The 12,583-nt window shown below is 64.4% G+C and carries 10 protein-coding genes; 7 read left to right on the top strand and 3 right to left on the bottom strand.

Annotated features, from left to right (window positions below; all coding sequences use genetic code 11):
* Positions 1-834: a mycofactocin-coupled SDR family oxidoreductase gene (locus BST47_RS18890; RefSeq protein WP_083127175.1), complete on the bottom strand. Its 834-nt coding sequence runs from the start codon at positions 832-834 to the stop codon at positions 1-3.
* Positions 835-913: 79 nt separating this feature from the next.
* Here BST47_RS18890 and BST47_RS18885 point away from each other — a divergent pair, with 79 nt between their 5' ends.
* The 5 genes from BST47_RS18885 (at position 914) to BST47_RS18865 (ending at position 5,792) form a co-directional block, all read left to right on the top strand.
* Positions 914-1,510, top strand: a complete 597-nt coding sequence (locus BST47_RS18885; protein WP_083127174.1) for a TetR/AcrR family transcriptional regulator — start codon at positions 914-916, stop codon at positions 1,508-1,510.
* A 164-nt stretch (positions 1,511-1,674) separates the two neighbouring features.
* Positions 1,675-2,103 carry an MmpS family transport accessory protein gene (locus tag BST47_RS18880; protein ID WP_083127173.1) on the top strand — a complete coding sequence of 143 codons (429 nt, stop codon included), beginning with the start codon at positions 1,675-1,677 and terminating at the stop codon, positions 2,101-2,103.
* A complete protein-coding gene (locus tag BST47_RS18875; RefSeq protein ID WP_083127172.1) occupies positions 2,100-5,009 on the top strand; it encodes an MMPL/RND family transporter in 2,910 nt (969 codons plus the stop codon). The genes BST47_RS18880 and BST47_RS18875 overlap by 4 nt, the downstream gene beginning before the upstream one ends.
* Positions 5,006-5,329, top strand: coding sequence for a DUF732 domain-containing protein (locus tag BST47_RS18870; RefSeq protein ID WP_083127171.1), 324 nt, complete (start codon positions 5,006-5,008; stop codon positions 5,327-5,329). The genes BST47_RS18875 and BST47_RS18870 overlap by 4 nt, the downstream gene beginning before the upstream one ends.
* A 61-nt stretch (positions 5,330-5,390) precedes the next feature.
* Positions 5,391-5,792, top strand: a complete 402-nt coding sequence (locus BST47_RS18865; RefSeq protein WP_234809779.1) for a DUF5078 domain-containing protein — start codon at positions 5,391-5,393, stop codon at positions 5,790-5,792.
* Here the strand turns inward: BST47_RS18865 and BST47_RS18860 are convergent.
* Positions 5,789-7,189, bottom strand: a complete 1,401-nt coding sequence (locus tag BST47_RS18860) for a DUF7159 family protein (protein ID WP_420094047.1) — start codon at positions 7,187-7,189, stop codon at positions 5,789-5,791. The genes BST47_RS18865 and BST47_RS18860 overlap by 4 nt on opposite strands.
* A 395-nt stretch (positions 7,190-7,584) precedes the next feature.
* Here BST47_RS18860 and BST47_RS18855 point away from each other — a divergent pair, with 395 nt between their 5' ends.
* Positions 7,585-8,220, top strand: a complete 636-nt coding sequence (locus BST47_RS18855) for a cutinase family protein (RefSeq protein WP_083127168.1) — start codon at positions 7,585-7,587, stop codon at positions 8,218-8,220.
* A 139-nt stretch (positions 8,221-8,359) separates the two neighbouring features.
* Complete coding sequence (locus BST47_RS18850) at positions 8,360-11,233, top strand: MMPL/RND family transporter (RefSeq protein WP_083127167.1); 2,874 nt, start codon at positions 8,360-8,362, stop codon at positions 11,231-11,233.
* Here BST47_RS18850 and BST47_RS18845 read toward each other — a convergent pair.
* Positions 11,230-12,549 carry an acyltransferase family protein gene (locus BST47_RS18845; protein ID WP_083127166.1) on the bottom strand — a complete coding sequence of 440 codons (1,320 nt, stop codon included), beginning with the start codon at positions 12,547-12,549 and terminating at the stop codon, positions 11,230-11,232. The genes BST47_RS18850 and BST47_RS18845 overlap by 4 nt on opposite strands.
* Positions 12,550-12,583 lie beyond the last annotated feature (34 nt).

Raw genomic sequence — 12,583 nt, 5'->3', positions numbered from 1 at the left:
CTACTTCAACAGGCTGCCGGCGTCGACGGGCAGGGTGACGCCGGTGATGTAACGGGCTTCGTCGGAGGCCAGGAACAGCACCGCGTTGCTGATGTCGACGGGCTCGACCCACGGGATCGGCAGGAAGTGGAACGACTGGCAGATCGGCGCCAGGTCGTCGGGGCCGGGGTTTTCCAGGTCGGGCCGAAACAGTTTGTACGTGGCCTCGTTCATCAGCAGCGGCGTGCACACATGGGTCGGATGCACGGTGTTGACGCGAATGTTCTTGGCACCCAGTTCGACTGCGAAGGTCCGCATCAGGCCGACGACCCCGTGTTTGGCGGCGATGTAGTGGCCGACCTGAGGGTAGGCCTTGGTGCCGCCGACCGAGCTGGTGATGATGATCGAGCCGCTGCCGCGGGCCAGGAGGTGCGGCACCGCCGCCTTGACCGTCTTCCACACTCCCCCGAGGTTGATGTCGATGGTCTCGTCCCAGATGTCCTCGCGCATCTTGTGCAACTTGACGCCGGTGGTGCCGATGCCGGCGTTGGCGACGACGATGTCGAGCCCGCCGAGTTGTTCGACGCCGCTGTCGAGCGCGGCCTTCAGCGCATCGTAGTCGCGGACGTCCACCTCGGCGGTCACGATGCGACGGTCCAGGTTCTTCACCATGTCCGCGGTCTCGGCGAGGTCCTCGGGCGTGGCGGCCGGCGCCGTCGAGTCGTCGAAGCCCCGGCAGATGTCGATCGCGATGATGTCGGCGCCCTCCTGGGCCAGCCGCACCGCGTGACTGCGGCCCTGGCCGCGCGCCGCACCGGTGATGAACGCGACCTTGCCGTCTATCCGACCAGCCATCCAGACGCTCCTCGATTGTCGGGCGAACCCTCTTGTTGGGCAACTTGTTGGGCGATCGCCCAACATCTAGACTGCGGCCATGTCTAGCAGCACCACAGGTGAGCGGTCAAGAGGTGGACGCACGTCGGCGACTCGCGATGCTCTTATCAAGGCGACTGCCCAAGTAATGCTCGAGGAGGGCTACGCCGCGGCGACGTCGCGGCGGGTGGCAGCCAAGGCCGGCGTCAAGCCCGCACTGGTGCACTACTACTTCCCGACCATGGACGATCTGTTTCTCGCCGTACTGCGTGACGGCGCCGAGACCAATCTCCAGCGCCAGCGCCAGGCCCTCGCCGACGACGAGCCCCTCCACGCACTGTGGCGCCTGAACAGCACCCACGGGGCACGGCTCTTCATGGAGTTCATGGGGCTGGCCAATCACCGCAAGGAGATCAGGAGTGAGATCGCGGCCTATGCGCAGCGATTCGGCGATGTGGAGGAGAGCGCGGTCACGCTGGCGATGCGCGCCCACGGCGTCGACATGGAGGCCTTTCCGCCGGTGGTGATGTCTATGATCGTCACCAGCCTGGCGCGGATTGTGCTGCTGGAACGCGGACTCGGCATCACCCGAGGTCACGACGAGGCCGAAGCCTTCATCAAGCGGTATCTGGAGCGGTTCGAACTGCCCTCATTGTGACGCCGATCACACCGCCCAGACGGTGGTGGGCAGCAGCACAAAAACTTGAGATAACCTGTGCCGAGTGAGAACTTATACGGGCTAAGTTACGCACATTGATTCACAGCGACGGATACGAAACTCGAGGGCGCATATATGGGTGGCACGGGCCGGGGGCGATCGGCATGATCGGCCTCGCCAAGAAAATCTGGATCCCGATTGTCATCGTGATCGTAGTGGCCGTCGCGGGGTTCACCGTCCACCGCATCCGGACCTTTTTCGGCGCTGACGGCATCATCGTCACCCCGAAGGTCTTCGCCGACGATCCTGAGCCCTTCGACCCCAAGGTCGTGAAGTACGAGATCTTCGGTACCGGCTCATACGCGGACATCAACTACTTGGATCTGGACGCCAAACCTCAGCGCATCGACGGCGCCGGGTTGCCGTGGTCGCTGACGCTGCAGACCACTGCGCCGTCGGCGGCTCCGAACATCGTCGCCCAGGGCGATGGGTCCTCGATCACGTGCCGTATCACCGTCGATGACGAGATCAAAGACGAAAGAACGTCGAACGGCTTGAACGCACAGACCTTCTGCTTTGTTAAGTCCGCATGAGCGCGCCCACGAACGAAACACCGACCGACGCGTTCCCACGCCCCAATCACGCTGCGAGGCCGTTCATCCCCCGGATGATCCGCGCCTTTGCAATTCCGATCATTTTGGGCTGGATCGCCGTGATCGCCGTGCTGAATGTGGTCGTGCCGCAGCTGGAGACGGTCGGCCAGATGCGAGCGATCTCGATGAGCCCCGATTCCGCGCCGTCGATGATCGCGATGAAGCGCGTCGGGGCGGTGTTCGAGGAGTTCAACTCCGACAGCTCGGCGATGATCGTGCTGGAGGGCGACAAACCCCTCGGCGAGGACACGCGCGCCTTCTACGGCGAGATGGTCAAGAGGCTCGAAGCCGACACGAAGCACGTGCAGAGTGTGCAGGACTTCTGGAGCGATCCGCTGACCGCCGCCGGCGCGCAGAGCAACGACGGCATGGCCGCCTACGTCCAGGTCTACCTCGCGGGTAACCAGGGCGAGGCGCTGGCCAACGAGTCGGTCGAGGCCGTGCAGGACATCGTCGACGGCTTGCAGCCACCACCGGGCGTCAAGGCGTTCGTCACCGGTCCGGCCGCGCTGGCCGCCGACCAGCACATCGCGGGCGACCGCAGCATGCGCATGATCGAAGCCGTCACGTTCACGGTCATCATCGTGATGCTGCTGCTCGTCTACCGATCGATCGTCACCGTGCTCTTGACGCTGGTCATGGTGGTGCTGCAGCTGTCTGCCGCTCGCGGTGTGGTGGCCTTCCTCGGTTACCACGAGATCATCGGACTCTCGACCTTCGCGACGAACCTGCTGGTGACTCTGGCGATAGCCGCCGGAACCGACTACGCGATCTTCCTGATAGGCCGATATCAGGAGGCGCGTGCGGCCGGCGAGGACAAAGAGCAGGCCTTCTACACTATGTACCACGGCACGGCCCACGTAGTGCTGGGCTCCGGCATGACCATCGCCGGCGCCACCTTCTGTCTGAGCTTCACCAGGCTGCCGTACTTCCAGTCGCTCGGTGTGCCGCTGGCGATCGGTATGACGGTCGGGGTCCTGGCCGCACTGACGCTCAGCGCCGCGATCATCACCGTGGCGAGCAGGTTCGGCAAGACGCTCGATCCCAAGCGCGCGCTGAGGGTGCGCGGATGGCGCAAGATCGGCGCTGCCGTGGTGCGGTGGCCCGGCCCGATCCTCGTGGCGACGATCGCCCTGTCGCTGATCGGCCTGTTGACCCTGCCCGGATACCGCACCAACTACAACGACCGCAATTACCTGCCTGCGGACCTGCCCGCGAACGAGGGCTACGCGGCGGCGGACCGGCACTTCTCGCAGGCCCGGATGAACCCCGAGTTGCTGATGATCGAGAGCGACCACGATCTGCGCAATTCCGCCGACTTCCTGGTGATCGACAAGATCGCCAAGGCGGTGTTCCGGGTACCTGGCATTTCGCGGGTTCAGGCGATCACCCGGCCCGACGGTAAGCCGATCGAACACACGTCGATCCCGTTCCAGATCAGCATGCAGGGCACCACCCAGCAGATGAACCAGAAGTACCTTCAGGACCGCATGGCGGACATGCTCGTCCAGGCCGATGAAATGAATAAGACGATCGCGACGATGGAGAGGATGTCCGCCCTCACCAAGGAGATGGCGGCAACGACACACTCCATGGTGACGAAGATGAAGAGCATGACAGTCGATGTGGCCGAACTGCGGGACAACATCGCGAATTTTGACGACTTCTTCCGGCCGCTTCGCAACTACTTCTACTGGGAGCCGAAGTGCTTCAACATCCCGATATGTTGGGCGCTGCGGTCGATCTTCGACACCCTTGACGGCATCGACACGATGACCAAAGACATCCAAGAGCTGATCCCCGATATGGAGCGCCTGGATCAGTTGATGCCGCAGATGGTCACGTTGATGCCCCCGATGATCGACACGATGAAGACCATGCGCAGCATGATGCTGACGATGTATGCCACGCAGAAGGGCATGCAGGATCAGATGGCGGCGATGCAGGACAACTCATCGGCGATGGGCGAGGCATTCGACGCGTCGATGAACGACGACTCGTTCTATCTTCCTCCCGAGGTCTTCGACAACGCCGAATTCAAGAAGGGCATGGAGAACTTCATCTCCCCCGACGGCAAGTCGGTGCGGTTCATCATCGCCCACGACGGCGATCCGATGACGCCGGAAGGCATCGAGCGGATAGATGCGATCAAACAGGCGGCCAAGGAAGCGATAAAGGGCACTCCGTTGGAGGGGTCGACGGTCTACCTGGCCGGCACCGCCGCGGTGTTCAAGGACATGTCCGACGGCAGTCTGTTCGACTTGATGATCGCGGCCATCGCGTCGCTCGGCCTCATCTTCGTGATCATGTTGATCATCACCCGAAGCGTGGTTGCGGCCGCCGTCATCGTCGGCACGGTGGTGATCTCGTTGGGCGCCTCGTTCGGGCTCTCGGTTCTGATCTGGCAGCATTTGATCGGCATCGAACTGCACTGGATGGTGCTGGCGATGTCGGTGATCATCCTGTTGGCGGTCGGCGCCGACTACAACCTGCTGCTGGTATCCAGGCTCAAAGAAGAGCTTCATGCCGGCATCAACACCGGCATCATCCGGGCGATGGGCGGCAGCGGATCGGTCGTCACGTCGGCCGGCCTGGTGTTTGCTTTTACCATGATGTCAATGGCGGTCAGCGAACTCACAGTCATCGGACAAGTCGGAACCACCATCGGACTGGGCCTGTTGTTCGATACCCTAGTGATCCGGTCGTTCATGACACCGTCCATCGCAGCATTGATGGGCAAGTGGTTCTGGTGGCCACAACGAGTGCGAGCACGACCGGTGCCGTCGCCGTGGCCTAAGCCGCCACAGCAGATGGCACAGGTAGGCCCGGAGGGAGGACAGCAGTGAAGCGTTTGTTAGCCGGAATCGGTGCCGTCGCAGCAGCATTGGTGCTCGCGGCGCCCGCGCACGCCGACGTGGACACCGATTTCACCAACGAGCTGCATATCTACGGCATCTACGGGCAGAAGGATTACAACGCCTGGATCGCCAAGATCACCTGCAAGCGATTGAACAAGGGTGTAGACACCACCGCGGCGCAGTCGGCCAAGTTCGTCCACGATCAATTGGTGAAGGACACCACCACCGAGCAAGCGTGGCAGTTCCTCGGGGCTGGTTTGCGCCTGTACTGCCCCGACAAGCTGCCTCTGCTCCAAGCCGGGCAATAGCGAGGAGAACGAAGTGTTACGCAAAGCGAGCATTGCGGCTGCCGCGCTGAGCTGTGCCGCCATGATCTTTCCGGGGGTTGCCTCGGCGGACGCGACAGACGAATATCCGATCCCAAGCCGGATCATGAAGACGACCTGCACCGTCGATCAATACATGGCGGCCACCCGTGACACCGACCCGGTGTACTACGAGCGCTACATGATCGACTACAGGAACCGCCCCGCGGATGTTCAGACGGGTGCCCGTAACCGCATCTACTGGTTCTTCTCCCTCGATTACGCTGGTCGCAGGCAGTATTCGGAGAACACGGCGACGAACGTCTACTACGAGCAGATGGCGACGCGCTGGGGCAACTGGGCGAAGTTGTTCTTCAACAACAAGGGCGTCGTCGCACACGCCACCGACGTCTGCATGAACTATCCGCCGAACGATCCGTCCGTCTGGACCTGGACTACCACCTAAGGCAGTGCGGCCCACACCGCGCTGGACGCGGTCCGCGTAGGCGGTAGGGACGTCGGCGACGGCTCTACCACCGGTGCCTCGGCCGCCAGCACAGGCTCTGTCACCGGTGCCTCCGCGGCCAGCGCCGGTATCGCTCCTGGTAGGTGCAGGGTGCCTGCGTCGGGCAGATGCGCTGTCCCGCCCGCCGCGTCGGTGTCCGCAGCCAGGTGTGGAGTCTCGGCCGGCTCCGGTAGATGGGCGACATCGGCCGGCTCCGGTAGACGTGCGAGTTCGGCAGGCTCCGTGGCAACCGGCACGTCGGGCTCTGTCGCAGGCATGACCGCAGCCGGCGCTTCGGCCTCTACCGCGACGGGCACCTCCGGCACCACCGCGGCGGGCGCCTCCGGCACAGCCAACTGTTCGGCGGTGACCGGCGCTTCCCGCGTGGTCACCTCTGCGACCGGCGGCGGCGCGGCCTGTGCCAACCGCTGAACGACCTTCGTGGGCGACGGCGCCGCGACCGGCGCGGGCACGGCTTGGATGCGCACCAAGGTCGTCGACGAACTGGATGCGGCATGATCGGCTGCCGACGGGGGCTCCGGCTGACTGACGAGTTCGGGGCCGAGGACGAACAGCGCCACGACGCCGGCCACCAAGATGACGGCGGCACGGGCGGGCGGGCTGATCCACGACAGTTTCTGCCCAAGAGTCTGCGTCGGAGCCTCAATCTGCTTCACCGCCAACGGTATTGCGGTAATCGCGGCGTTCGGCCTCGCTGCCAGTGCCGCACCGCGCGCGAGCACCAACTGCGCTTCAGCGGACGTCACGACCGGCATGGGCAGCGCGTCGCGGAGCCGTCCCGCGATCAGTTCGAGGTCTCCGCGCGAGCCGATCAGGAACAGGTGCTCGGGGTCCAGGTGGTTGGTTTCGAACGCGTCCTTCAGCCACCGGCTCAGGCCGTCGTCGCTTTCCCGCGTAGGAGTCGCGAACGTCCGCACGGCGCCGTATCCGAATGACAACACCGTCGCGGCCGCGGGTTCGACGACACACACCGCCGCCTTCTCGAACCGTAGCGCCTCGCCGTATACGTATGCCCACGTTCGGGCGGCCTCGGAAAGCCGCACCGATACGACCTTGAGGAACCCCAGCTCGGGCAACGAATTCAGCAGCAGATTCGCCGTCGCGGCGGCGTCAGGGGTCCACGTCAGCCCTATCGACTTCAGTTCGTGGCCGCTCGCCGCGGCGATCGACAGCACCCCACGCACGGCGGCGATGTGCTTGGAGATGTCGTGGTCGTCGGCTGAGCTGGCGACGTCGAACACGTCGTGATCGAGGGCGGCCGCGTCGACGCCGGGTCCGTCGAGTAAGACCCAACCGACACTGCTGGATGTCACAGAAAATCCCAGTACCGCTTCCACCGCTTCCCCACCACCTTCGTCGGCGAACACATCGGCCACCGCCCCGGCGCCGCGCCCCCGCGCGAAGCTAACCGGGCAGTATTTGCTTGTCGCTGCCTTACGCAGTCGAAATGACCTGCGACAACTCACACGCTAAGACATATATCGCCATACCGCGTGGCGTATGACCAGGTCGACGGCGTGATCAGGGCCTTGATCGCCGAAACAGGCGTACCGCTGGCCCCGTCCTGTCCATTCCAAACCACCTAGCACGGCAGTCCCGGCTGTCACGCCGACGCACGCATCGCTGGGGTCATCGTTTGCTGGCCAGCTGTCGGTTAACGCGTCCGTCAGTTTCTTGGCGAGGGTTGTCGTCGCCGGTGTGACATCTCCGCGCCCTCGAGCGACGTAAGAGTATGACGACCATCTCGCGCATTCTAGGGCTTGTGTGCCTCACCGGCGCCACCTTGTCGATCACTATGGCGACCGTGCCACCCGCGGCCGCGGCTCCTTGTCCCGACGTCGAAATTGTGTTCGCTCGTGGTACCACCGAACCGCCCGGCGTCGGCGGTATCGGGCAGGCGTTCGTCGACTCGCTGCGTTCACGTCTCGGCGAGCGCTCTGTCGGTGTGTATGCGGTCAACTACCCCGCGAGCCGTGACTTCGGCCGCAGCACGCCCGCAGGCCGCGATGACGTGAGCGCTCATGTGCAGTCGATGGCCACGACGTGCCCGAATACCCGGATGGTGCTCGGCGGCTACTCCCAGGGGGCCGCAGTCGTCGACCTGGCTACCGCCGCGATGCCACCGGCGGTCGCCGACAACGTCGCCGCGGCTGCGATCTTCGGCGGTCCGAGGAGCAGCTTTGCCGATTCGCTGTCGCCCGGTCCGCTACCCGGCGTTGCACCGCTCTACGCCGGGAAGACCGTGGAGATGTGCGTGCCGAACGACCCGATTTGTTCCGAAGGCGGACGGGATTGGGGCGCGCACGGCGCCTACGTCCGGTCGGGAATGGTCGATCAGGCGGCTTCGTTCGCTGTGGGGCTGCTGTGAGTGGCCGCTAGCGGGCCTGATCTGGTAGGAACTAAGGCAAGCTTAACAATTCAGGGAGGGAGCTCCGCGAGGTGCCCAACTGTGTTCAGGCTGGGCTCAATAGCAGCGGAAGCACCCCGTCGCGCCCGACGACACTGCGATGAGCGCTCCGACCCACGACCCGCTGGCCCCGCACGCGCAGGAGCGCCGCAAAGGCCTTGCCAAGTGGATCCGCATGTTCTCCGTGCCGATCATCATCGGTTGGGTCCTCATCGTCGCCCTGCTCAACGTCACCGTGCCGCAACTGGAAGTGGTCGGCCAGATGCGGTCGGTGTCGATGAGCCCGGCCGAAGCGCCGTCGGTGATCGCCATGAAGAAGGTCGGCGAGGTCTTCGAGGAGTACAAATCCGATAGCGCGGTGATGATCCTCCTCGAAGGGGACAAGCCGCTGGGCGCGGATGCGCACAAGTACTACGACGAACTCGTCGACAAACTCGAGGCCGACACCAAGCACGTCGAGCACGTTCAGGACTTCTGGGGCGACCCGCTGACGGCGGCCGGCGCGCAGAGCGCCGACGGCAAGGCCGCGTACGTGCAGGTGTATCTCGCCGGCAACATGGGCGAGGCGCTGTCCAACGAGTCGGTGGAGCAGGTCATCAAGCTCGTCGACGGGCTGGAACCGCCGCCGGGCGTGAAGGTCTACGTGACTGGTGGGTCGGCCCTGGTCGCCGATCAGCAGATCGCGAGCGACCGAAGCGTCCGGGTGATCGAACTGGTCACCTTCGCGGTGATCATCACGATGCTCTTGCTTGTTTATCGATCGATACGAACGGTTCTGCTCGTACTGGTGATGGTGGTCCTCACGCTGTCGGCGACGCGCGGGGTGGTGGCCTTCCTCGGCTATCACGAACTGATCGGGTTATCGACGTTCGCCACGAACCTGCTTGTCACACTCGCGATAGCCGCGGCGACGGACTACGCGATCTTCCTCATAGGCCGCTATCAGGAGGCGCGCACTCTCGGTGAGGACCGAGAGTCGGCCTTCTACACGATGTTCCACGGAACCGCGCACGTCGTGCTCGGCTCGGGTATGACCATCGCGGGTGCGACCTTCTGCCTGTCCTTCACACGGTTGCCCTACTTCCAGACGCTGGGCGTACCACTGGCCGTGGGCATGGCCACCGGCGTGCTGGTCGCACTGACGTTGGGCCCGGCGATCATCACCGTCGCAAGCCGATTCGGCCTGCTGGAACCCAAGCGCGCCATGCGCATTCGGGGCTGGCGCAAGATCGGTGCCGCCATCGTCCGGTGGCCGGGTCCGGTTCTGCTCGCGACGATCGCGCTGTCCCTCGTCGGACTCTTGACGTTGCCCGGGTACCAACCCAACTACAACGACCGCAAATACCTTCCGCCCGACCTGCCCGCGAACCTGGGCTTCGCGGCGGCCGAACGCCACTTCTCGCCGGCGACAATGAATCCCGAGCTGCTGCTCATCGAAACCGACCACGACCTGCGCAACTCCGCGGACTTCCTGGTGATCGACAAGATCGCCAAGGCGATCTTCCGGGTGCCCGGGATCGGCCGCGTTCAGGCGATCACCCGCCCCGACGGTAAACCGGTGAAGTTCAGCACCATTCCGGCACAGATGAGTCTGGGCGGCGTCGGCCAGGACCTGAACCGCAAGTACCTGCAGGACCGCATGGAAGACATGCTGAAGCAGGCCGACGAAATGCAGGTCACCATCGACACGATGACCCGCATGTCGAACCTGATGGGCGAGATGAGTGCGACGACGCACAGCATGGTGGAGAAGACGCGCACCATGACCGTCGACATCGCCGAATTACGGGATTACATCGCGAATTTCGACGACTTCTTCCGTCCCATTCGCAACTACTTCTACTGGGAACCGCACTGCTACAACATCAACCTCTGTTGGTCGATGCGGTCGGTGTTCGACACGATCGACGGCGTTGACACCACGACCGAGGCCGTCCAGGACCTGCTCCCGGATCTCGAGCGGCTCGATTCGCTGATGCCGCAACTGCTGGCGTTGATGCCGCAGCAGATCGAGACGATGAAGACGATGCAGAACATGATGCTGACGATGAAGGCCACGCAGGGCGGCATGCAGGATCAACAGGCTGCGCTGTCGGAGAACCAGTCGGCCATGGGCGACGCGTTCAACGACTCGTGGAACGACGACACGTTCTATCTGCCGCCGGAGATCTTCGACAACGAAGAGTTCAAGCGCGGCATGGACAGCTTCATCTCACCGAACGGTAAAGCGGTTCGGATGATCATCCAGCACGAGGAAGATCCGCTCAGTGCTGACGGCATCGCGCGCATCGAGGCCATCAAGCACGCGGCCAAGGAAGCGATCAAGGGCACCCCGCTGGAAGGCTCCACGATCTACCTCGGCGGAACCGCGGCGTCGTTCAAAGACATGCAGGACGGCAACAACTACGACCTGATGATCGCGGCGATTCTCGCGCTCGCACTGATCTTCACCATCATGTTGATCATCACGCGCGCCGTCGTCGCCGCCGCGGTCATCGTCGGCACCGTGGTGTTGTCTCTGGGCGCGTCGTTCGGCCTGTCGGTGCTGATCTGGCAGCACGTGCTCGGCATCGAACTGCAGTTCATGGTCATGGCCATGGCGGTGATCATCCTGTTGGCGGTGGGCGCCGACTACAACCTGCTGCTCGTCGCGCGTCTGAAGGAGGAACTGCACGCGGGCGTGAACACGGCGATAATCCGCGCGATGGGCGGGAGCGGGTCGGTCGTCACCTCAGCCGGTTTGGTGTTCGCCTTCACGATGATCTCGATGACGGTGAGCGAGCTGACAGTGGTCGCGCAAGTCGGATCGACGATCGGAATGGGCCTGCTGTTCGACACTCTGGTGATCCGCGCATTCATGACCCCGTCGATCGCGGCCCTGATGGGTAAATGGTTCTGGTGGCCGCAGGTAGTGCGTGCCAGGCCGCGCCCGGTGCCGTGGCCGAAGCCCCCGGAGCAGCTCGTCGAGCGTTAAACGGTTGTGGCCGTTGTGGATTCGGATGGCTTCGCTCCGGCGCAGATCCGCGCGGCAGCGGCCGCGGTGACGAAGCATGCGAGGGTGACGAGCCCGTAGAGGTCGCCCAGACCGTTCTTGGCGAGCAATACCAGCGCCACTCCGGCGAGGACGATCAGCACACCGGCGGCGGTCGACCGGGTGCCGGTGGCGGCGACGGGCGCGTCCCACCACGGCAGTCGGCGATGTTCGAGCGGCGAGAGCAGCATGAACACGGCGAGCATCACGACCGCGAACACCACGGCACGCAGCGCCAGCATGGCCCAAAAGTACGGGGCGTCAACGTCATAGGCGTCCAGACCGAAGGCGTGCAGGGTGAAGGTGGCCACCGCGATCGCGGGGATGTGCCAGAGGTACAGGGTCATCGCTCCGGCGTTGCCTGTCGCGACGACGTACCAGACGCGCGGACGCTGAGCCCAGCGTCGGATCGGGCCCGCGAGGGCGATGAACGCGAATGACATCCAGGTGCAGTGCAGCGCGAGCAACAGCGTCGGCGGCGACACGTTCGAGATGCGTTCGGTCCCAGTGACAACCAGGGAGACCTCGTAGGGTCCGACGGCCGCGACCACGAGTTGCGCGGCGAATGCGGATGCGGCGACGACGAGCGCCGTGCGCGCGCCGATCAGGTGTCGTGCGTAGGCCACCCCGATCACCATCGGGATCAGCCAGACGATGACGAAGTTCGCGACGCCCGCCATCGGTGCGCCGACCGCGAATCGGATCGCGTCGAATCCCGCGGAGACTGCTATCAGCACGCCGACCATGGCGGCGACCGCGCGACCGGTCGACATTCGGGTCAGGGCGGGTACGAAGGCCAGCACCACGAGGTAGACACCGAGGAACCACAGCAGGGCCACGCATTCGCGGCCGATGCTCGCCGCGGAATCGGCGCCGAGGACGTAGTAGGTCACCACGATGCCGATCGACCACGCGGCGAGATACCAGAAGACGGGGCGGCACAGCCGCTGCGCGCGCTTGACCAGCCAGGTGCCCCACGATGAGCCCGAATGCCAGCCGTAGGCGCCCGCCGCACCGCCTGCCAAAAAGAACAGCGGCATGACCTGCACGATCCAGGTTATGGGCGCGGTCGCAGGCAGTTCGCCGAGCAGGTTGCCGATCCGCAGCCCGTTGTCGATGGTGGCGAGCAGCAGTGCGCAGTGCCCGAACATGACGACCACGAGGGCGGCGAGCCGGGCGACGTCGACAGCGCGGTCACGGTCGGCCGGCGTCTCGGCAGCGACCTTGGCGGCACCGGACCCGGGCGTGGTGAGCGTCATGCGTACAGGATGCCGTGCCGTGGACAACCGCGGA

Origin of the sequence: Mycolicibacterium tusciae, from assembly GCF_002086795.1 — a bacterium.
Lineage (GTDB): Bacteria > Actinomycetota > Actinomycetes > Mycobacteriales > Mycobacteriaceae > Mycobacterium > Mycobacterium tusciae.
Note: the sequence above shows the minus strand (reverse complement) of the source record. Positions and strands in the feature narration are given on the sequence as shown.